Genomic DNA, 20,546 nt, shown 5'->3' with positions numbered 1-20,546 from the left:
GAGTGCCCCCTCACAGCTTGGCGCCGAGGAAGATGCGCCCAAATCGAGAATGACGGAAGCCATAATGACGAAGTCCGCCCCCCGCAGAATTCTGGTCACCTCTGCCCTGCCCTATATCAACGGGGTCAAACACCTCGGCAATCTTGCCGGGTCCATGCTGCCGGCAGACGTGTATTCGCGGTTCCAGCGCCTGCGCGGTCATGACGTTCTCTATATCTGTGCGACCGACGAGCACGGCACACCTGCAGAACTCGCCGCCCAAGCCGCGAATGTGCCGGTTCGCCAGTATGTCGATGAGCAGCATGAGATCCAGAAAAAAGCGGGTGAGGATTTCCTGCTCTCCTATGATCACTTTGGCCGCTCCTGCAGCGCCGAAAACGCCGCGCTCACCCAGCATTTCGCGCACGTGCTGGAGGCAAACGGCCTCATCGAAGAGCGCACCATGCGGCAGGTCTATTCGATCGATGATGAGCGTTTCCTGCCTGACCGCTATGTCGAGGGCACCTGCCCGCACTGCGAATTCGAGAAAGCGCGCGGCGACCAGTGCGATAATTGCGGACGCCTGCTCGACCCGGTTGATCTCATCAATCCATACTCTGCTGTCTCCGGCTCACGGAATGTCGAAGTGCGTGAGACGCGCCATCTTTTCCTGCTGCAGTCGCAGATGCAGGAGCGTATTCAGGCCTGGATCGAAGCCTCGACCGACTGGCCGCCGCTGGCCCGCTCCATCGCGCTGAAATGGCTCGACGAAGGCCTGCGCGACCGCGCCATCACACGGGACCTCTCATGGGGCGTGCCTGTCACCAACCCTGACGGTTCGATCCGCGAGGGCTTCGAGACCAAAGTCTTCTATGTCTGGTTCGATGCGCCGATCGAATATATCGCCGCAACCGAGGAATGGGCCAAAGCCAAAGGCGAGCCAGAGGCATGGCGTCGCTGGTGGCGCACCGATGAGGGCGCTGATGAGGTCCACTATGTCCAGTTCATGGGAAAGGACAATGTCGCCTTCCACACGGTTGGCTTCCCGGTCACAATTCTCGGCTCGCAGGAGCCATGGAAGCTCGTCGACCGGCTGAAAGCCTTCAACTGGGTCACCTGGTATGGCGGCAAGTTTTCCACCTCAAACAAGCGCGGCGTCTTCATGGACCAGGCGCTGGACCTGCTGCCAGCTGACTATTGGCGCTGGTACCTGACTGCGAATGCGCCGGAAGGCTCGGACGCGGCCTTTACATGGGAGGGCTTCCAGTCCTCAATCAATTCAGACCTCGCCAATGTGCTCGGCAATTTCGTCAACCGGATCACCAAATACTGCGCATCCAAGTTTGACGGCAAAGTGCCGGAAGGCGGCGAAGCGGGCGAGGCTGAAAGCTGGATGGTGGCCGAGCTTGAGACCCGCCTGCCACAACTGGTGCAGCACTATGAGAATATGGACTTCCGCAAGGCGGCCGCGGAAACGCGCGCCATCTGGGCAGCCGGCAATGAATACCTCACCAAGGCTGAGCCATGGGTGAAATACAAGAATGATGTCGATGCGGCCGCCGTCGGCGTTCGCGCAGGCCTTAACCTTGCGGCCCTGTACGGCATCATTGCCCAGCCCATCATCCCTGAAGCGGCGGCGATGATCCTTGATGCGCTGGGCGTTCCGGAAGATCGGCGCACCCTCAGCGAAGAGGCATTTGCCGATATTCCGGCGCTACTCGATGCCCTGCCGCGCGGCCACGAAATCTCACCGCCGGATGTCCTCTTCCGCAAGATTGAGGATGATCAGGTCGCTGAATGGACAGAGCGGTTCGGCGGCGAAAGCTGACATGCCGCTTCAGAACCGCGTCGATCCGTATGCCGCAATCCATGCGGTATCGGCGCGCGGGACGTTCATGGGCAATCGTGGCGGCTGCTTCCACACGGAAGACCGCACGCTGAAGCGCACCCATTGGAAGAGCAGGCAGTGGATTATCTGCCTGCTCGATTTCAAGGGCCGTAAACGCCAGCTGATGGCGCCTGGCCAGTATACCGAACTCTTCTTTCTCGATGAGGCAACGGCGCTCGCAGCCGGTCATCGCCCCTGCTTTGAATGCCGACGGGACAATGCGCGCGCGTTCAAGGATGCGCTCGTGCAGGCCGGACAAGTGACCGACACGGCGCGCGTCGCCGACATCGACAGGCTGATCGTTGGCGATATGCAGGATCGACTGCGCGGCAAGGTAACGGCGCCGCAGGCCCAAGCCTCCAGCCTTCCAGACGGCACCATGTTCGACTGGCAAGATCAGGCGTGGCTGAAGCTCGAAGACGCTTGCCTGCCGTGGAGCTTCGAAGGTTATGGCCCCGCATCCCGCCTTCCCGGGGCGCCCGTCAGCGTGCTGACACCACGCGCGACCCTTGCAGCTCTGGCCGCAGGCTACAGGCCGCACATTCACAACTCGTCAGCCCCGGACTGATATCCGGGCCCATCTCTGGCCGAGGCGAAAAAGTCTGATAGTGTCTCCCTCACGAAAACGAAAAGGGACACGACCATGGTTTCCAGACTGAAACTGACCGCCTGCGCATCCGCCCTCTGCATGATGCTGTCGATGCCAGCCTTTGCGCAGCAATCAGTCCCGGAACCGGGCACCGACCTCGTTGAACTCTACACCTGGTTGCACGCCAATCCGGAGCTCTCCTTCAAGGAATCGACCTCCGCCTCGATCATGGCGGCTGAGCTTGAGGCGCTGGGCTTTACCGTTACCACAGGGCTTGGCGATGAGTGGACGCGCGCGAAGTCTCAGCGCGATGAAGGCACGGTCCGCGACGGTGTCGGCGGCTATGGCGTCGTTGGCGTCTATGAGAACGGTGAGGGCCCAACCGTCCTCATCCGCGCGGATATGGACGCGCTGCCCGTGCCCGAACAGACCGGCCTCGACTATGCCTCAGAGGTGATCAGTACGACATGGACCGGCGTAGAAAGCCCCGTCATGCACGCCTGCGGCCACGACATCCACATGACCAGCTGGGTCGGCACGGCGCGCGAACTGATTGAGAATAAGGACGACTGGTCAGGCACGCTCGTCATGCTAGCTCAGCCTGCGGAAGAGTTGGGCCTCGGCGCAAAAGCTCTACTTGAGGAAGGTCTGTATCAGGATTTTCCGTTGCCGGATTATAATCTGGCGCTTCACGTAAGCGCCAGCTCACCCGCCGGCACGGTGGCCTATTCGTCCGGCTACGCCCTCGCCAATGTCGATAGCGTCGATATCCTGGTCAAAGGCGTTGGCGGTCACGGCGCCTACCCTCACACGACCAAGGACCCGATCGTCATCGGCTCCTCCATCGTCATGGCGCTCCAGACCCTCGTCTCACGCAATGTCGACCCGCAGACACCTGCCGTGGTCACCGTCGGCTCTTTCACCGCGGGCGCGAAACACAACATCATTTCGGACGGTGCAGAACTCCTCCTGACCGTCCGCTCCTATGATGATGCGACACGCCAGCTTCTGCTTGATGGCATCACGCGCATCGCCAAGGCGCAGGCCGAAGCCTTTGGCGCGCCAGAGCCTGAAATCTCCATCGACAATGACTACACCCCGTCGACCTACAACACCCCTGCCCTCGCCGACAAAGCGATGACCGCGATTCGCGCGGCCATTGGCGAGGAGAATGTCATGGAAGTGACGCCGGTCATGGGCGGTGAGGATTTCTCCCAGTACGGCCGTACAGACGAAGATGTCCCCGGCCTGATCTTCTGGCTGGGCGCGATCAATCCGGACACCTATGCCGCCGCGCAGAATGGCGGCGACCCGCTACCATCGCTCCACTCACCTTTCTTTGCGCCGGACGCAGCGCCGACCATCAAGACCGGCGTCAGCTCCATGACCGCTGCGGCGCTCGCTCTCTTCAGCGAGACAGCGTCAGAGTGATTTCAGCCAATCCAGCAGGATCGCGTTCACCTCATCCGGACGCTCCTGCTGGGTCCAGTGGCCGCAACCTTCCAGCAGGTGGGCCGCCTTCAGATTTGGCAGATTAGGCTTCATCGCTTCGACGGGATCGCCCGGAAACATCTTCAGGACGAGATCACGCGTGCCGCCGATGAACAGGCTCGGCTGGTAGATCTTGCTGTCGTCCAGCGATGTCAGGAAAGCGTGGTCACGCTCATGATTGCGATAGCGGTTCAGCGGGCCGCGAAAGCCGGATTCGCGAAACTGGGAGTCGTAGTAGGCGACATCTTCCTCGCTCAGCCACGGCAGCGGCATGTCTGGCTCCGGCAGACGATGAAGCAGCGTGTCGCCATGCTTCTTATCGATCGGCCACGTCCCGTCAGGCGCATCACCTGAGATGGCATAGTAGAACTTGCGTATGGTCGCGGCCGGGTCCGCCTCGAGCTCTGCCTCCGGCGGGCCCTGATCCTGAAAATAGACCTGATAGAAGAACATGCCGCGCGCGGTGAAAAACTCGCGGAAGACCTGGATAGCAGGCTTGTCGCCCAGCGGAAGATACGGGACCGAAAGGCCGGCCACGGCCTTGAACTGGTCAGGATAGAGAAGCGCCGAATTCCACGCGATCGGCGCGCCCCAGTCATGACCGACCACAATTGCAGGGCTATCAGGCTGGAGCGCCTTCGCCACACCGGCAATGTCCGCCGTGATGGTTTCCATATCATAGGCTTCGACCGGCTCTGGCTTGTCAGAGCCGCCATAGCCGCGCACATCGACCGCAACCGCGCGGTACCCTGCCCCGCCGACAGCCGTCAGCTGATGGCGCCAGGAATACCAGCTCTCCGGAAAGCCGTGCACGAAGAGGACAAGCGGGCCATCCTCGGGCCCCTCTGCGGCCGCCCGCAATTTAATTCCATTGGTCTCGACGTGGAAAAATTCGGGCATGTCGCGCTTCCTGCTTTAGCACCGCCATCGCAGACGGAACGGGATGTCTGAAGCGCGAAGTCTCGCACCCATCCTGCAGCCCTGCAATGATCGCGTCGGGGAAGCCCGCCCGCCTGCCCGCTACTGGCCGCCGGCTGCCGCCCGCTGGCTCTGATTGATGGCGATGACCGTCTCAGGGTGGGTGAAGAAGCGGTAGCCGACATCCTGACCATGATCCTCGATCGCCTGTAGAAAGGTCGCAAACTCGATCGGAATAATGTTGACCGGGTCGCTCGCCGTTTCGTCGCTACCCGATAGCTTTTCTGAGAGCGCCTGCGCGTCGGAATAGCTGGTCATGACAGGTGTCACCGGGCCTTCAGCAGTCTGCAGCTGCACTTCGAGGCTGCCGCTCGTCACAAAGAAGACCGGCGCCATGAAGTCACCGACCTCAGGGGTCAGCTCACGGGCGTTCGCGATTTCAGCTTGCGAGCCCTGAAAGATGATCGCGCCCTTCCAGTCGAGCAGCAGACGGCCGAGATCCACGATGCGGATCTTCATGGACTGGTCTTCTAGCGGGGCAAGCTGCGCCTGCGCGGCGCCGGGGGTTAGGAAGACCACGATTGCCGGGTCGCCCTCTTCGGACTGGACCGAGGCAATCCCGCCATCCGGATTGGCCAGCACGGCGACCTGCAGACCCTTCAGCGCGATGATCATCGGATTGGGGGAAGCTGCCTGCGCGCGCTGCGGCTGGGCAGCTTCCTGCGCCTGAACGAGAGGAGCTCCGACAGCGAACGCAGCAGCGGCACAGGCCAGTAGACGTTTCATGAAAACTCCCCTCTAGAACGCGTAACGGGCGCAGGCTTAACACCTGCGCCCGCAATCGCAAGGAGAGACCTGATTAGCCCTGTTTCAATTCGTCGAACGGTACTTTCTTGTCCACACGAACATCCTGAGGCAGGCCCAGAACGCGTTCGGCGATGATGTTTTTCAGAATCTCGTCGGTACCGCCCGCAATGCGAAGGCCCGGCGCCCACATGAAGCTCTGCTGGAACAGCGCATTCGCAGGCATCGTGTCGGTATCATTCATGATGCCGTAATGGTCCTGCATCTCGATGGCCGAGTTACAGATGTCCTGAAGCTGGTTCGCCGTGATGATCTTGCCGATGGAGTTTTCAGGCCCCGGCGTATCACCGCGCGACAGCGCTGTCTGCGTGCGGAACTTGGTCAGGCTGTAGCCCTGTGCGGCAACATACCAGTCAGCAAGTTTCTCACGGAAAGCCTGATCGGTGAGCGAGCCCGTATCGCGGGCATATTCCATGATCTCTTTCCAGTCCGGGCCCGGCGAGCCACCGACAGCCAGACGCTCATTCATCAGCGTGACCAGTGCGACCTTCCAGCCATCGCCGACCTCCCCGAGACGGTCGGAGTCAGGGATGCGAACATCGGTGAAGTAGACTTCGTTGAATTCGCGCCCGCCTGATGCCTGGTGGATCGGCTTCGCCTCAACGCCCTTCTGGTGCATGTCCACGATGAACATGGTGAGGCCTTTGTGTTTTGGGGCCTTCGGGTCGGTGCGGGTCAGCACGATGCCGTAATCAGAGAAGTGCGCACCCGTGGTCCAGACTTTCTGGCCATTGATGACCCACTCATCGCCGTCCTTGATGGCACGGGTTTTCACACCCGCAACGTCGGAACCTGCGGCCGGCTCAGAGAAGAGCTGGCACCAGATTTCCTCGCCGCGCAGCGCCTTTTCGACATAGCGCTTCTTGTGCTCATCTGAGCCAAACGCGATGACGGTCGGCACGCACATGCCAAGGCCGATCGTGAACGGACCGGTTGGTGCGTCGAATTTGGCTTCTTCCTGGTTCCAGATGACCTGCTGCATGGCCGTGCCGCCACGACCGCCCCATTCCTTGGGCCAGGTAATCTGCGCGAAGCCGCCTTCGGCCTTGGTTTTCTGCCATTCCTTGGCGCGCTTCAGGAAATCCTCGCCCGTTGGACGGCGCGGGGAATTGGCGTCTTTCGGTTTCAGGTGTTTTTCAAGGAAGCTGCGCGCCTCGACGCGGAATTCGGCTTCTTCTTTTGTGTCATTGAAGTCCATTTTAAGTCCTCCTAGGCAGCATTCTTGCGCTCAAGCGCGCTAACGAGTTTCTCTTTCCAGACCTTTGGCGATCCAGCCTGCACCGCGAGCAGCTTGGCCCGGCGGTAGAAGAGGTGGCAGTCCACCTCCCAGGTGAAACCCATGCCGCCATGCGTCTGGATATTCTCCTTGGAAGCAAACCAGTAGGCTTCGCTCGCCGCAAGGCGGGATGATGCCGCAGCCTCCGGCAGCTCTGACGCATCGGTCGAAAGCGCCCACGCGCCGTAATAGCAATTGGAGCGCGCGACCTGGTTCTTCACATACATGTCGGCAAGCTTGTGCTTGATCGCCTGGTTGCCGCCAATCGGACGACCGAAGGCGTAGCGATCCTTTGCAAACTCGGTCGCCATTTCGAGGCAGCGATCTGCGCCGCCAAGCTGTTCGAACGCCAGCAGGACAGCTGCGCGGTCGAGCACGCGGTTGTGATAATCTTCACCTTCGCCGGCCTTGCCGAGGCGCTGGGCCGGGGCACCGTCGAAGGTGATTTCGGCGTGGCTACGGGTCGGCTCCAGCGTGCTGACCTTCTTGCGGCTGACGCCTGCACCGGTCAGGTCGACCAGCACGAGGCTCGCGCCGGAACCTTCCTTCGCGAGCACCACAGCGTGGGTCGCTATGTCACCATCGGTGACCGGGATTTTCGTGCCGGTGAGCTTGGAGCCATCGAAAGTGGTTTTCAGCTTGGACGGCTCCGGATTGCCCGGGCCTTCGCTCGCGGCATAACAGCCGACGACTTCGCCGCTGACGACCTTTTCGAGGACGTCTTTCTTCTGCTCTTCAGAGCCGGCGGCCTTGAGCGCCTCTGCGAAGAAATAGGTGGTCGATGCAAAAGGCACCGGCGCCAGCGCGCGCCCCATTTCTTCTGCGATCACGCAAAGTTCCAGCATGCCGAGGTCAAGCCCGCCATACTCTTCCGGGATTGCCGTCCCGATCCAGCCCATCTCGACGACCTTGTTCCAGACGCCCTCATGATGGCTCTTGTCGTCGTCGTTCAGCACCTCACGGACATGCGCGGTGGTGCACTGTGCATTGAGAAATTTACGCGCCTCGCCCGCGAGAAATTTCTGGTCCTCTGAAAAGTCGAAATTCATACGACCTCATCTCCCTTTGTAAGCCTTTGAAGCCAACCATAGCGCGGTCTCAGCGGGCGAAAAGCGGTATCGCAAGGTAAGGAAGCTGCAGCGAGATAGGTGAAATTTCACAGACCTGTTTCACCGCGTTTCAAAACTGCTGTGCCATAGCATCGCGAAGACTGGAGTACGCGAATGGCTAAGGCACTGTTTCACAAGTCGCAGCGGGTTTTCATCAAACCTGTCGGCACATGGGCAATCGTCGAGAAGGTCATCCCTCACTGGGTGAAGGATGTCGAAGAGCCTCTGCGCGTTACCTATGACGTCGGCCTTGGCCGCGAATTCTCCGCCACCGAGCTTGTCTCCGAAGAAGTGATGCACGGGCGATCCAAGTCACGGATGGACGATGACCCAACGGCCGAGCATTGGCGCATCCAGCGCGCCAAGAATCGCTGGCAGGAAAGCGACGATGTCTCCGCCCACCCCTTCCCGGGCACATTCCCGGTTGTCATGACCGATGAGAATGACTGGGGCGGCTGGCGCGTGCCGGGTTCCGAATACGACCGCGACCCGCACAAGATCGAATATCAGGCCCGCCTGATCGTGAATTCGCCTCAGCTTCTTTCCATGGTCCGCAAGATGGCAGAGTTCACCGCCCGCCACCCGGATCAGGTGCCAGATGAGATGAAGGCGCTGCTGAAACCAGCCAAGGATGCGCTGCGCCACATCTATGATGTCGCAAGCGCCCCGCGTCAGGCCGCCGAGTAATATCAGCCCAGCCCCTCGCGGGTGATTGAGAGCCCGCCGGAGACATCCTATCTGTCGTTCAGGACGACGACAGAGGATGAATCATGCTGCGCACAGACACGCCCGTTTCGGTAAAGCTGGAAGAGTACACGCCTTATCCGTTCGAGATCGATCAGGTCTCGCTGGATTTCTCTCTGGAGCCGGCCGAGACACGGGTGAAGGCCCGCATGACGGTGCGCCGCACGCAGCCCGGCCCATTCGTTCTCGACGGCGTCAAACTCAAGCCCAATGACATCCGCCTCGACGGCAAGACGCTCAGCCCGGACGCCTATGAGCGAACGGACGAGACTTTGACGATCCACAAAGTCCCGGATGAATTCGTCCTAGAGACGGACGTCACCATCAACCCGTCCGCCAATACCGCTCTCTCTGGTCTCTACATCTCTGGTGGGCGCTTCTGCAGCCAGTGCGAAGCGACGGGCTTTCGCCACATCACCTACTGGCCTGACCGTCCGGACGTGATGAGCCGCTTCCATGTGCGCATGGATGCCGACAAGTCGAAATACCCGATCCTGCTTTCCAATGGCACGCCGGGCGAAAGCGGCGATCATTCCGATGGCCGCCACTATGCCGAATGGGACGATCCGCACCCAAAGCCGTCCTACCTTTTTGCGCTCTGCGCCGGCGACTATGATGTCTGGCGCGACACCTTCACCACGATGAATGGCGACCATGTCGACCTCGGCGTCTATGTCGACAAGGGTCAGGCCGCCAGCGCCGAATGGGCGATGGAAAGCCTCAAGGCCTCGATGAAATGGGATGAGGAGCGGTTCGCCCGCGCCTATGATCTCGGCGTCTTCAATATCGTGGCCGTGCGCGACTTCAATTTCGGCGCCATGGAGAACAAGGGCCTCAACATCTTCAATTCGGCCTACGTTCTCGCCAGCCAGGAGAGCGCGACAGATGCTGACTTCGAAGCGATCGAGAGCATTGTCGGCCACGAATATTTCCACAACTGGACCGGTAACCGCATCACCTGCCGCGACTGGTTCCAGCTCTGCCTCAAGGAAGGCCTGACCGTCTTCCGCGATCAGGAATTCTCATCGGACCTGCGCTCACGCCCGGTCCAGCGCATCAAGGACGTCATGCGCCTTCGCGCCCGCCAGTTCGCTGAGGACGCTGGGCCGCTCGCCCACCCTGTCCGGCCGAGCAAATATGGGTCTATCGACAATCTGTATACGGCTACGGTGTACGAAAAGGGCTCTGAGCTTATCCGTGCACTGACCGTCTTTATCGGGATCGATTCCTTCAACCAAGGCATGCAGATCTATTTCGACGAATACGACGGCACAGCCTCGACCATCGAGGACTTCTACAGCTGTTTCGAGAAATCCTCCGGCAAGGATCTAAGCCAGTTTCGCCGCTGGTACGCGCAGGCCGGCACGCCCGAAGTGAAGGTGGAGGAAAGTTGGGACGCCGCCAATAGCAGGCTCACCCTCACTCTCTCGCAGAAGACGCCAGCAACGCCCGGCCAGCCAACCAAAGAGCCGGTGCCAATCCCGCTTCGCACCGCCCTGCTCGACGGCAATGGAAGCCATGTCAGCGTCGAAGGCTGGGAGAATGGCGAAGGCGTCCTCGTGCTTGAAGATGAGAAGATGACCGTCGACCTGAAGGTCACGGGCGCCACCGACAAGCCACTTCTCTCCATCAATCGCCAGTTCAGCGCGCCGGTCCGCATCGATCGCGAACTCACCAATGAGGCACTGCTGGAGCTTGCGGCCGCAGAGAGCGACCCGTTCAATATCTGGGACAATTTCCAGACGCTGGCACGCGTTGAGATTTTCCGCCTGCTCGACAATCCGCAATCGCCACCAGACGAAGCACTCGTCGGCGCGCTCGGCGATGCCGTCCGCGCAAATGAGAGCGACCCGGCCTTTGCTGCGCTCCTCACCGCGCTGCCCGATATCGGCGAACTCTTCCAGCACCGCGAGCCGGTTGATCCGGCAGGCCTGAACGATGCCCGCAAACGCCTGCGCAAGGCACTCGGTGAGAACCTCAAGGCCGACGCTGAGCGCATCCTCGCTGAGCCGTCCCCTGCCCCGTTTGAGCCGAATGCCGAGCAGGCAGGCATCCGCGCCCTGCGCTCTGCCATGATCGGCCTGACCGGCGCGCTCGACACCGCCGACGCGTCGCGCAAGCTGAAGAGCCTGTTCGATGCCGCCTCGAACATGACCGAAAGCCTCGCCTGCCTCCGCACGCTCGTGCCGTTCCAGACACCAGAGCGCGATGAAGCCATCGAGACCTTCTACGAAACCTGGAAAGAGAATCCGCTGGTCATCGACAAATGGTTTGCCGTCCAGGCCGGTCAGGGGGCGGCAGACGATGCGCGCCGCCTGTCGCAGCATCCAGACTTCGATCTGTCGAACCCTAACCGGGTGCGGTCGGTCGCAGCTGCCTTCTCCATGACCAACCTTGCCGCCTTCCACGCCCGCGATGGTGAGGGACACAAGGTGATCGGCGACATCATCCTCGAAGCCGACAAGCGCAACCCGGCCCTTGCCGCCCGCCTGCTCACCAGCTTCGAGCAGTGGCGCAAGCTGGAACCTGTCGCCAAAGCGAGCGCTGAAAAGGTGCTGAAACAGCTCCAATCTCAGTCGCTTTCCAAGAACGCGTCCGACATCCTCGCACGCGCTCTCGGCTAAGGACGCAAGGCACCCTTATTAACCCTAACGAAAAGCTTTTCTGGTCATGCAGGAAGGTGGACTGGGTTAGTAAGGGGCGCGCCCTTGGCGAAGCTGAAAGACAGGGTAAAGCCTCCCAAGCGGAGCGCCGAAGGCCGCCAGGCCTCAGCTGCCGTTCTGGTCGTCACTTTTCTGATCCTGGTTGCGTCCATCGCAATGGTGGCGTGGAACAGCCAGAGCAGCCGCGACGACAGTGCCATTCGCCTTGCCCAACGCGACGCGCTGCTGACGGGATACGCGCTCAATGCGGCTGCGGATCGCGCAGGCGAGCGTCTCGACGCATTGCGCGCCTCAGGTCGTAGCCTCAGCGACATCGATGCCAGCGAGATCGGCGTAGACAGCATCATATCCATTCAGGCAGCGCGCAGCTCCAATGACGAGCGCAATCGCCAGCTTGCCGAGCTCGCGCAGGAAATGATCGCCGCCGGTGTGCGCCTGCGCCTGACGCCAAATAATGAGATCATGCTGGTCCATCCGCTGGACGAAACATCCGGCATCGTCTCCCGCGTGTCCCTCGACAAATGGCTGACGGGCGCGAATGCAGCCCAGCGCATCATTCTGGATGGTGAACGCACCGTGTCGATTGGTGGCCAGAATGTCCTTCCCCCGAATGCCGCGATCCTGGCTGGCCAGAGCAATTTTCGCTGGCAGGGGCCGATGGATCGCTCTCTGACGGCTTGTTCCGATGTCGCTGGCGCTAACTTTCGCCTCTGTCTCAATCGCGCAAGTCCTGTCCTGACCCAGGCAAACGCGCTCCAGTTTCTCCTCTATGCGATCCTTCTCGGTGCGCCGGCGCTTGCCGTGTTCGGCCTCTACCGCGCAGCGCGCACGCCAAGGCCGCAGGTCGCAGAACCCCGCCGTGAAGACCCGAAGGCCGTGCGCGTCGCCACCGCGGCTGAGAACAGCCAGGTCGGTGCCTGGCAGATCATGCCCGGAAGCGGCAAAGCCTGGATCAACGAGCCGACCGCCCGCCTCTTCGGCTTCCAGCTCGCCGGTGAAATCGATCTCGCCGAACTGCTGGAACAGGTATTTCCTGATCATCGCGAGCATTTTCAGCGCGCAATGGAGACCTGCCGCACGGGTAAACCCATGTCGGTCGACGTCGCGACGAAGATGTCACGCGGCGAAACCTGGGTGGAATTTCGCGGCAGCATGGACCGCATCGACCATGGCGCCGAGGCGACCATGAGCGGCGTCGTCTTTGATGTTACTGAAGCGGTCCGCCAGAGAGAGCGCCAGCGCTCCTCCGAGGCGCGCCTTCGTGTGGCCATCGAGAACTTCCCTTGTCCGTTCGCCCTCTGGGACGGACGGCGCAGGCTGACCTTCTGGAACAAGGCCTTCGTTCAGCTCTTCCAGCTTGAGGATGTCGTCAGGGTCGGCGTTGCCTATGAGACGGTCATGCTCGCCCGCACCGCAACTACGGTCAGCCAGCGCGGCTCAGAGGACGACCCGCACACCACGATCGTTGGACTGGCAACGGGCCAGTGGTTCAAGATCGTTGAGCGACGCTCGCCCGCTGGCGGCGTCATCACATTCGGGCTGGACGTCACGCAGGACGTGAAAAGCGAGGACGAACTCCTCCGCCAGAAAAAGAAGCTCAGCTCTGCTGTGCAGGAACTGGCCCGATCTGAAGGCCACAATGCCGAACTCGCCCGCAAGTACAATGAAGAGAAGGCCAAGGCCGAGCGTTCTGCAGACTCCAAGAGCGCCTTCCTCGCCAATATGAGCCATGAGCTGCGCACGCCGCTCAACGCGATCAATGGCTTCTCCGAAATCCTCGTCAATGAGATGTATGGCGCCCTCGGTGACCAGCGCTACCGCGACTATGCGCGTGATATTCTGACCTCGGGCCAGCACCTTCTCGACATGATCAACGACATCCTCGACATCGCAAAGATCGAGGCCGGCAAGATGACGATCGATCCAAAGCCGATCGATCTGGTCGACCCCGTCGATGCAGCTGTGCGCATGATCCGGCGCAAGGCGGAAGAAAAGAATGTCAAACTGTCCCTGCAAGCGGCAGACGACCTGCCAGAGGTCGATGCAGACCACCGCGCGGTGCGCCAGATGGTGCTGAACCTCCTCTCCAACGCAATCAAGTTCACCGACGAAGGCGGGCAGATCATCGTGGCGGTACAGGACAAGGGCGATTTCGTCCGGGTCGCCGTTCGCGACACCGGCGTCGGCATTCCAAAAGAACACCTGCCGCGCCTCGCCCAGCCTTTCGAACAGGTTCAGGAAACACGCGAGCGCAATTATGAAGGCACGGGCCTCGGCCTCGCCCTCACCAAATCCTTCGCTGAAATGCATGGCGGCCGGTTCTCGATCGCCAGTGAGGTTGGCAAGGGAACGATGGTCAGCTTCTACCTGCCGGTCAGCAAAACCATTCACCGTCCGAAAGTTGCGATCGCCTGATCAGCCGCCAAGCGTGTCGGCATCCTGATCCTCAACCGGCACGGCCCGGTCAGCGATGAAGACAGCGGCTTTCTCGACACAAAGTCGTCCCGCGTCGGACAGCGCCCGCGCACGGGCCAGATCGCCCTTCGCCGTCGATGCTGCGCGCGCCGAGACGGACTGCTGCGCCACGGGCACACGGCTACGGCCATTCAGAAGTGTCAGCTGAAGTTCACAAACGCCTTCCAGCCCCTCCAATGAGAATTTCGAAACGCGCCAGTAGAGCTCATACTCGCCGCTCACGCCTGTCACATCATCGACCGCTAGACCCGGCGCATCGCCCTGGAAAGCATCCAGCAGCGTCACCTGAAACATGCGCGTCGCCCGGTCAGCCCAGGCAACACCCGGCACGACTTTCAGTCCGCCATCCGGGCTCTGCGAGGTAATCGTGCGCGACGCAAAAAGGCGCGGCGCATCAGGCTCACGGATCACGACATGTGTGCGCAGTTCAGCGAGCGCCTGCGGCTCTGCCAGCCGGTAGACGGCTTCAGGCTTTGGCTGTTCGGGCAGGACGGACACACAGCCGCCAGCGGCCATCAGGATAGCGAGCGCGCCTGCGGGCCAGATGCTTCTCTTGGAGGTCATTCTCCATCCTTCTCATATGGCAATGGGTCACTCCGCAGGAGGCCCTGCGGGTTCTGCTCAATCTCGCGGGTCAGACGGTCGAGCCGGGCGATGAGGACACGCAGATCCTGCGCGACGATGCGGAAATCGACAACGGCATCTGTCCCCGGCCCTTCGATCACGGTCGCTGCGGAATCAACAGCGCCCTCGACCCGCTCAATGGCGGATTGGGCAGACGTCGTGACCGCTTCAAGATCTTCAGTGATCGCGGAAATCTCTTCACCGATCCGTTTGACCTCGACGCTCGCGTCGCGGCCAAGCTGGCCGAGGTCACGCGAGGCCTGGTCGAAACTCTGCGCGGCGGCATTGGCGTTCTGGAGCAAGTCATTCACGTCCGTGAATATCTCCCCATTGCCGCTCAATGCCGAAGTGATCGCCTCGACATTCTGCACGGTGTTCGACACGGCATCGATATTCTCCTGGCTGAGCAGCTCATCGATCCGCTCCAGAGCGAGCGTCGCGCGGCCCATGACTTCCGTGCCGCTGGAGACCAGCGCGCTAAGCGGATTGGACTCAGTCTTGATCTCCGGGATGTTTTCGTTCGACGCCCGCTTCAGCCATTCAGCCTCCGGCGCCCCCGCATTGATCTGGATGAAGGTGACCCCGGTAATGCCTGCAAATTCGATAGACGCCGTGGAGTCTGTCTTCACTGGCGTCTCATTGTCCACGCGCAGCCGCGCGCGGACCTTGGAGGCATCATTCCGGTCAATGCCGATTGAGGTGACCTCGCCGACCTTGATGCCGATATATCGAACCGACGCGCCCTCCTCGAGCGTCACCGGGCCTTCGAAGACCGCATCATAGACGTCATATTCGCGGTTGAACTGCGACTGGCCAAGCCACAGCACAAAGCCGAGCGCGGCGAGCGCCGCGATAATGACGAATGCGCCGATCAGCGCATAGTTCGCGCGTGTTTCCATCAGCTCTCTCCAGCCTGTGCTGCGCGCCCACGCGGGCCGCAGAAATAGTCCTGTATCCAGGGGTCGTCATTGCGGCGCAGCTCATCAATCGTGCCTGTCGCAATGACCTTCTTACGGCCAAGTACCGCGATCCGGTCACACGTCGCAACCAGCGTATCAACATCATGGGTTACAAGAAACACGGTGAGCGACAGCGCACTCTGCAGCTCGCGCACCAGCGTATCAAAGCCCGCCGCCGTGATCGGGTCGAGGCCGGCCGTCGGCTCATCGAGGAACAGGATCGGCGGGTCTAGCGCAAGAGCACGCGCCAGGGCGGCCCGCTTGCGCATGCCACCAGAGAGGTCTGACGGGAATTTCGGCCCGGCGCTGTCATCAAGGCCTGACATGCGCAGCTTCTGGTCGGCAAGCTGCTTCATAAGCGGTTCTGGAAGGTCGGTGTGCTCACGCATCGGGACCATAACGTTTTCACGCACGGTGAGGTTCGAAAACAGCGCACCGTCCTGGAACATGATACCCCAGAGGTTCTGCACCTCGCGCAGATCATCGCCTTCAAGATCCGTGACGTTCTTGCCGAAGACCTCCACCGTCCCTGTCTCGGGCCGTTTCAGGCCGACAATGGCGCGCAGGAGGACGGACTTACCCGTACCAGACGGGCCGATCACACCGAGCACTTCGCCCTTCATCACGTCGAGGTCGAGCTCTTCATGCACGGTGTGAGTGCCATAGGCGGTGGTGAGGCCGCGCACCTTGATGGCAACATCCTCGCTCATACGCCAAGCTCCATATAGAAGATGGCGAACAGCGCATCGATCACGATGATGGAGAAAAGCGCCTGCACGACTGACTTGGTTGTGGACTGCCCCAGTGACTGGACGCTGCCGCCCACCATAAGGCCCTGCCGGCAACCAATCAGTGCTACGACAAGCCCGAAGACCGGTGCCTTGGACATACCGACCCAGAAATTCTCGATCGGCACATAGCTCTGGATGCGATTCATGAAGACGGTGGGGTTGATGTCGAGCGCCAGCCAGCTGACAAATGCGCCGCCGCCAACACCGAACAGGATGGCGATCAGCGTCAGCACAGGCGTCATGACCAGCATCGCAAAGGCGCGCGGCACGACCAGCACGTCCATCGGGTTCAGGCCCAGCGTTGTCATCGCATCGACCTCCTGACGCATCCGCATTGCGCCGATCTGCGCTGTAAATGCGGAATTTGTGCGGCCAGCCAGGATGATCGCTGTCAGCACCACGCCGAATTCACGCAGGACCGCAATCCCGACCAGCTCGACCGTAAAGATCGTTGCGCCGAACTCCGAAAGCGTCGTCGCGCCGATAAAGGCGATCACCATGCCGACAAAGAAGGACAGGAAGGCCACGATCGGCACCGCGTCGAGGCCGGAATCTTCCATGACAGAGACGAGCGCTGTCCAGCGCATCTTGGATGGGCGGGTCACGATGTGAGCCATCGCCATGATGGTCTCACCAAGAAAGGACAGCGTCTCGACCGTCTCTTCGATAAAATGCATCGTGGTACGGCCGGTCCGCTCCAGAAGGTCGACTATGCCGAACTCTCTCTTGCGCACTTCGTCTTCGCCCTCGGGGCGCAATTCGCCGGCTTGCTTGAGAAGCGCTGAGGCCTGTTCGCTCGCATTCACCGGGTCGACCTTGCCCGCGCCAGACCGGCAGGCGAAGCGGTCAATGACGAAAGCGCCCGCCGTATCGAGCTTGCCAAGCTCTGCGCAATCGACTTCGAGCGCCTCCAGGCCTGATGTGTCTTCCGATGCCAACCGGCCCGAAATCTTGCCGATCGTGTGGACGGTCCAGTCGCCGGACACGCTGAGCCGTCCGCGCGCGGCGTCGGTCGTCAGCTCATATTCGGGCGTAACTGGCATGCCGGTCCTGTTTCTCGCTCACAAGCGTCTACGCGCGCGGACCTTGAGCATGACAGCAAGCTGCTTACAACATCCGGCAATACAGCTAGAGCTTATTGCATATGATCACGCTTTCAATTGAGCACGTCTCATCCCCGCTGGCGCGGGAATTTTCCATCTCACGTGGCGCCAAGACGTCTGCCGAATCAGTGCTCGTAACACTGCAGCACGATGGCGCGGCGGGCCGCGGCGAAAGCGTGCCCTATGGACGCTATGGCGAAACGCTCGAAAGCGTCATCGCTGCCATAGAAGAACACCGCGCTGCCATCGAAGGCGGCCTCACGCGGGAAGATCTCCAGACCCTCATGCCTGCCGGTGCAGCGCGCTGCGCCGTCGACTGCGCCATGTGGGATCTTGAGGCCAAGCGGACGGGCAAACCCGTCTGGCAGCTCGCAGGCCTGCCAGACCCGGCACCGTTGGAAACGGCCGTGACCATCGTCCTCTCCAGCGCAGATGAGATGGCGAAAGCAGCCAGCGAGGCGCCCGGCAAACTGCTTAAGGTCAAGCTTGGCGGCGACGGCGATATGGACCGCGTACGCGCCGTCCACGAAGCCCGTCCAGACGCCCGCCTCATTCTAGATGCAAACGAACAGCTGGAAGCTGGCGCCCTGCCCGGTCTTGCCCGTGAAGCCGCCACGCTCGGCGTCGTCCTGATCGAACAGCCCTTTGCTGATGGCAAAGATGGCGCGCTCCTGAAGCGCCCGCCGGAAGTCGCGATCTGCGCTGATGAGAGCGCCCATACACGGGAGCAGGTGCAGGACCTCGCCCGGCTTTACGACGCGGTGAACGTCAAGCTCGACAAGACCGGCGGCCTCACCGAAGCCATCGCCATGGTCCGCGAGGCGAAGGCCTGCGGTCTCGGCGTCATGGTCGGCTGCATGGTGGCAGGCTCCATCAGCATGGCCCCGGCCGTTCTTCTCGGTACGCTCGCCGACGCCGTCGATCTTGATGGCCCGCTCTGGCTCTCCAAGGATGTCGAGCACGGCCTGAAATATGAGGGCGGAACCGTTTTCCCGCCCTCAAGAGACCTCTGGGGCTAGGCGTCCAGAACGTCCTTCCAGCCAGATGGCGCATGCGGCCCGATAAAGAGCTGCTCCAGCGCGCCGATCCCTTCTGACGATTTTCCGTCAGGGCCTTCATGGGTGACCTTGGAGATCGCCTGGATGTGCAGATTGGTCGGCTCCTTCCAGGTCATCACGCCCGGCTTGAAGTCCTCCCGCTCGATCGCATACTCGCCCTTATAGACGCCGTGGCCCCAGCTCGGATGGCCATAGCCAAGCCCCTTCATCTGGAAGATGGAAAGCGGCTCATAATGCACCTTGTGCAGGCGGCCTTGCGTATCAGTGACCTCAAGCAGGCCCTTGCTGATGCGCCGCGTGCCGGCCTCATACTCAGCCGAGAATTTCGGATGATCGAGATGCATCAGACCGTCCGCATCGGCGCCGTCCATGCCAAGCACAGCGCGCGTATTCCAGCTCTCGCCCTTCTCGTCCTCATTGACGTGGAAATAGACGGCGAGATTCTCGAAATTGAGCGGCGTCCAGACCCAGTAGAACTGGAACGGCTTTTCCGGAACGACAGGCTGCGGGTCCTGCGCCCCGATTGGCCGTACACCCCAGCTTCTGTCGCGCGTGCCGTAATAGCTCGACACCTCGATGCGCTCACCATCCACCTCGATCCAGCCATTCCAGTAGCCGTTCTGCGTCATGCGGGTGACATCCATCACCGTGCGCGAGCCTGAGCGGCGCTGGAAGCGTGGCTCCTCAACCGGGAAGTGGCGCCCTTCAAAAGTCAGCTCGCCCGAGATACCCTCAGCGCCCTTCAGCGTGATCTTCACCGAGTGAAGCGGCTGGAGCTCGTCGATCTTCATTGGCCCGACGCGCGTATCCATCCGCTCGTGGTGCATGACCCGCGACAGGTGAACCGAATGCTGAACCCCGTCCTTCAGGACGGAAAACGCGCCATCCATGATGTTGAGGTGCGGATAGACGCCAAAGGCCGCGCCGAAGAAGACAGAGCCATCCTTCGAATAGCCATTGAAAAAGTAGCGGTCGTAGAAATTGCGGTCAGACCCTGCGACCCAGACCGGTTCGGGTGTCTGGTGGATCGGATATTCGTCGCCCCATGTAAGCATGCTGGCTAGCCTTTCTTGTCTATACTTGCGCCGAACCCGATAAGGTTTCCGGCAGGGTCCCAGAGATGAAATTCGCGCATGCCATGGCCGGGCTGATCCTTTGGTTCAGCCTCGATGCGCCCTGGCACGAAGTCGCTATAGGTCGACGCTTCCAGCCATTCGGCATGAAGCAGGTCGAGATGCTCGACACACGCAATTTCGGTGTAGCAGGCGGTATTCTCGGCAATCGCCCGGTCCGCGCATTTCCATAGATGCAGCGCAAGTTTGCCGCGCCGGACAATAGCGTAATTCCCATCATCAAAAACGGCGGTCCGAAAGCCGAGATGCTTTTCGTACCAGCGGGCGGCCTCACCCGGGTCGGGCGCAGCAAATTTCGGTGCCGTGTGTGACCCCTCCAGCGGATCGTACATCCGGTTTCCTTCCCTATCGTGACCTCTTGGCGGGTCTTTCCTCTTGCCTACACTGTCGAAACCGGAGACCGGGATCAATCACTGACGCGGGGAGAGACATGACGTCTAAAGTTACTGTGGAGGAAGCAAACGCCTTTCTCGCCAAGGCCTTCAACAATTCCCAGAACCGGTCCGAAGTCATTCTGATGGAGGACGGCCACGCCATCATGCGCCTGAAGGCAGGCCCCGAACACCTGCGCCCCGGCGGCTATATCTCCGGGCCGACGCAGATGACCATGGCTGACAGCGTTACCTATATGGCGATCTTCACACGCCTCGGGATTACGCCGATGACGGTGACGAGCAACCTCAACATCAACTTCCTGCGCCCCTGTATCGGCGAAGCCGTCATCGCAGAGGCAAAGCTGATGAAGCTCGGAAAGACACTCGCCGTCGCCGAGGTGGAGATTCGCGCCGAAGGCTCTGACAAGGTCGCAAGCCACGTCATCGTGACCTATTCGATCCCGGCCGAATAAATCTCGTCACGCGCGATTCCTTTGCTAATGTGCCC

Annotated in this window: 18 protein-coding genes; 8 read left to right on the top strand and 10 right to left on the bottom strand. The window is 61.1% G+C overall.

Annotated features, from left to right (window positions below):
* The first annotated feature begins 64 nt into the window (after positions 1-64).
* The 3 genes from metG (at position 65) to KUV46_12410 (ending at position 3,887) form a co-directional block, all read left to right on the top strand.
* Positions 65-1,807, top strand: a complete 1,743-nt coding sequence (gene metG, locus KUV46_12420) for a methionine--tRNA ligase (GenBank protein QYJ00139.1) — start codon at positions 65-67, stop codon at positions 1,805-1,807.
* Complete coding sequence (locus KUV46_12415; protein QYJ00138.1) at positions 1,761-2,435, top strand: hypothetical protein; 675 nt, start codon at positions 1,761-1,763, stop codon at positions 2,433-2,435. Before metG ends, KUV46_12415 begins: the two co-directional genes overlap by 47 nt.
* A gap of 75 nt (positions 2,436-2,510) precedes the next feature.
* Positions 2,511-3,887, top strand: a complete 1,377-nt coding sequence (locus KUV46_12410; protein QYJ00137.1) for an amidohydrolase — start codon at positions 2,511-2,513, stop codon at positions 3,885-3,887.
* On the opposite strand, the gene KUV46_12405 is transcribed toward KUV46_12410, so the two are convergent.
* The 4 genes from KUV46_12405 to KUV46_12390 all read right to left on the bottom strand — a co-directional run bounded on the left by KUV46_12405 (position 3,879) and on the right by KUV46_12390 (position 8,054).
* Complete coding sequence (locus KUV46_12405) at positions 3,879-4,847, bottom strand: alpha/beta hydrolase (GenBank protein ID QYJ00136.1); 969 nt, start codon at positions 4,845-4,847, stop codon at positions 3,879-3,881. The genes KUV46_12410 and KUV46_12405 overlap by 9 nt on opposite strands.
* A gap of 120 nt (positions 4,848-4,967) precedes the next feature.
* On the bottom strand, positions 4,968-5,651 hold the full coding sequence (locus KUV46_12400) for a hypothetical protein (GenBank protein ID QYJ00135.1): 684 nt from the start codon (positions 5,649-5,651) through the stop codon (positions 4,968-4,970).
* 73 nt (positions 5,652-5,724) lie between these two features.
* The gene (locus tag KUV46_12395; protein QYJ00134.1) at positions 5,725-6,927 is read right to left on the bottom strand and encodes an acyl-CoA dehydrogenase family protein; all 1,203 of its coding nucleotides are present in this window, start codon (positions 6,925-6,927) and stop codon (positions 5,725-5,727) included.
* 11 nt (positions 6,928-6,938) lie between these two features.
* Positions 6,939-8,054 carry an acyl-CoA/acyl-ACP dehydrogenase gene (locus tag KUV46_12390; protein QYJ00133.1) on the bottom strand — a complete coding sequence of 372 codons (1,116 nt, stop codon included), beginning with the start codon at positions 8,052-8,054 and terminating at the stop codon, positions 6,939-6,941.
* A 174-nt stretch (positions 8,055-8,228) separates the two neighbouring features.
* On the opposite strand from KUV46_12390, the gene KUV46_12385 reads away from it, so the two are divergent.
* The 3 genes from KUV46_12385 to KUV46_12375 all read left to right on the top strand — a co-directional run bounded on the left by KUV46_12385 (position 8,229) and on the right by KUV46_12375 (position 13,936).
* On the top strand, positions 8,229-8,801 hold the full coding sequence (locus tag KUV46_12385) for a hypothetical protein (GenBank protein ID QYJ00132.1): 573 nt from the start codon (positions 8,229-8,231) through the stop codon (positions 8,799-8,801).
* 86 nt (positions 8,802-8,887) lie between these two features.
* Positions 8,888-11,482 carry an aminopeptidase N gene (pepN, locus tag KUV46_12380; GenBank protein ID QYJ02405.1) on the top strand — a complete coding sequence of 865 codons (2,595 nt, stop codon included), beginning with the start codon at positions 8,888-8,890 and terminating at the stop codon, positions 11,480-11,482.
* Between the two features lie 84 nt (positions 11,483-11,566).
* The gene (locus KUV46_12375) at positions 11,567-13,936 is read left to right on the top strand and encodes a PAS-domain containing protein (protein QYJ00131.1); all 2,370 of its coding nucleotides are present in this window, start codon (positions 11,567-11,569) and stop codon (positions 13,934-13,936) included.
* Here KUV46_12375 and KUV46_12370 read toward each other — a convergent pair whose 3' ends face one another.
* From KUV46_12370 to KUV46_12355, 4 genes are read right to left on the bottom strand one after another with little or no spacing between them, the layout of a single operon-like run.
* Positions 13,937-14,560 carry an ABC-type transport auxiliary lipoprotein family protein gene (locus KUV46_12370; protein QYJ00130.1) on the bottom strand — a complete coding sequence of 208 codons (624 nt, stop codon included), beginning with the start codon at positions 14,558-14,560 and terminating at the stop codon, positions 13,937-13,939. It abuts the gene before it with no gap.
* On the bottom strand, positions 14,557-15,519 hold the full coding sequence (locus KUV46_12365; protein ID QYJ00129.1) for an MCE family protein: 963 nt from the start codon (positions 15,517-15,519) through the stop codon (positions 14,557-14,559). Before KUV46_12365 ends, KUV46_12370 begins: the two co-directional genes overlap by 4 nt.
* Positions 15,519-16,289: an ATP-binding cassette domain-containing protein gene (locus tag KUV46_12360; GenBank protein ID QYJ00128.1), complete on the bottom strand. Its 771-nt coding sequence runs from the start codon at positions 16,287-16,289 to the stop codon at positions 15,519-15,521. Before KUV46_12360 ends, KUV46_12365 begins: the two co-directional genes overlap by 1 nt.
* Positions 16,286-17,413 carry an ABC transporter permease gene (locus KUV46_12355; protein QYJ00127.1) on the bottom strand — a complete coding sequence of 376 codons (1,128 nt, stop codon included), beginning with the start codon at positions 17,411-17,413 and terminating at the stop codon, positions 16,286-16,288. Before KUV46_12355 ends, KUV46_12360 begins: the two co-directional genes overlap by 4 nt.
* Positions 17,414-17,514: 101 nt before the next feature.
* On the opposite strand from KUV46_12355, the gene KUV46_12350 reads away from it, so the two are divergent.
* Positions 17,515-18,492 (top strand): dipeptide epimerase, encoded by a 978-nt coding sequence (locus tag KUV46_12350; protein ID QYJ00126.1) that lies wholly within the window; start codon positions 17,515-17,517, stop codon positions 18,490-18,492.
* Here KUV46_12350 and KUV46_12345 read toward each other — a convergent pair.
* On the bottom strand, positions 18,489-19,586 hold the full coding sequence (locus KUV46_12345) for a hypothetical protein (protein QYJ00125.1): 1,098 nt from the start codon (positions 19,584-19,586) through the stop codon (positions 18,489-18,491). The two genes, KUV46_12350 and KUV46_12345, sit on opposite strands and share 4 nt — an antisense overlap.
* Positions 19,587-19,591: 5 nt before the next feature.
* Complete coding sequence (locus KUV46_12340) at positions 19,592-19,996, bottom strand: hypothetical protein (protein QYJ00124.1); 405 nt, start codon at positions 19,994-19,996, stop codon at positions 19,592-19,594.
* Positions 19,997-20,094: 98 nt separating this feature from the next.
* On the opposite strand from KUV46_12340, the gene KUV46_12335 reads away from it, so the two are divergent.
* Positions 20,095-20,511, top strand: a complete 417-nt coding sequence (locus KUV46_12335; protein QYJ00123.1) for a PaaI family thioesterase — start codon at positions 20,095-20,097, stop codon at positions 20,509-20,511.
* Positions 20,512-20,546 lie beyond the last annotated feature (35 nt).

Source organism: Thalassovita mediterranea, assembly GCA_019448215.1.
Taxonomy (GTDB): domain Bacteria; phylum Pseudomonadota; class Alphaproteobacteria; order Caulobacterales; family Hyphomonadaceae; genus Henriciella.
This window is presented reverse-complemented; position numbering and strand designations above follow the sequence as displayed.

Bases quoted from the DNA above. Each gene is read 5' to 3' on its own strand.
- KUV46_12405 (QYJ00136.1), bottom strand. From the start codon at position 4,847: ATGCCCGAATTTTTCCACGTCGAGACCAATGGAATTAAATTGCGGGCG.
- KUV46_12370 (QYJ00130.1), bottom strand. From the start codon at position 14,560: ATGACCTCCAAGAGAAGCATCTGGCCCGCAGGCGCGCTCGCTATCCTG.
- KUV46_12345 (QYJ00125.1), bottom strand. From the start codon at position 19,586: ATGCTTACATGGGGCGACGAATATCCGATCCACCAGACACCCGAACCG.
- KUV46_12415 (QYJ00138.1), top strand. From the start codon at position 1,761: ATGATCAGGTCGCTGAATGGACAGAGCGGTTCGGCGGCGAAAGCTGAC.
- KUV46_12385 (QYJ00132.1), top strand. From the start codon at position 8,229: ATGGCTAAGGCACTGTTTCACAAGTCGCAGCGGGTTTTCATCAAACCT.
- KUV46_12395 (QYJ00134.1), bottom strand. From the start codon at position 6,927: ATGGACTTCAATGACACAAAAGAAGAAGCCGAATTCCGCGTCGAGGCG.
- KUV46_12340 (QYJ00124.1), bottom strand. From the start codon at position 19,996: ATGTACGATCCGCTGGAGGGGTCACACACGGCACCGAAATTTGCTGCG.
- metG (QYJ00139.1), top strand. From the start codon at position 65: ATGACGAAGTCCGCCCCCCGCAGAATTCTGGTCACCTCTGCCCTGCCC.
- KUV46_12410 (QYJ00137.1), top strand. From the start codon at position 2,511: ATGGTTTCCAGACTGAAACTGACCGCCTGCGCATCCGCCCTCTGCATG.
- KUV46_12360 (QYJ00128.1), bottom strand. From the start codon at position 16,289: ATGAGCGAGGATGTTGCCATCAAGGTGCGCGGCCTCACCACCGCCTAT.
- KUV46_12365 (QYJ00129.1), bottom strand. From the start codon at position 15,519: ATGGAAACACGCGCGAACTATGCGCTGATCGGCGCATTCGTCATTATC.
- KUV46_12400 (QYJ00135.1), bottom strand. From the start codon at position 5,651: ATGAAACGTCTACTGGCCTGTGCCGCTGCTGCGTTCGCTGTCGGAGCT.
- KUV46_12350 (QYJ00126.1), top strand. From the start codon at position 17,515: ATGATCACGCTTTCAATTGAGCACGTCTCATCCCCGCTGGCGCGGGAA.
- KUV46_12390 (QYJ00133.1), bottom strand. From the start codon at position 8,054: ATGAATTTCGACTTTTCAGAGGACCAGAAATTTCTCGCGGGCGAGGCG.
- KUV46_12355 (QYJ00127.1), bottom strand. From the start codon at position 17,413: ATGCCAGTTACGCCCGAATATGAGCTGACGACCGACGCCGCGCGCGGA.
- KUV46_12335 (QYJ00123.1), top strand. From the start codon at position 20,095: ATGACGTCTAAAGTTACTGTGGAGGAAGCAAACGCCTTTCTCGCCAAG.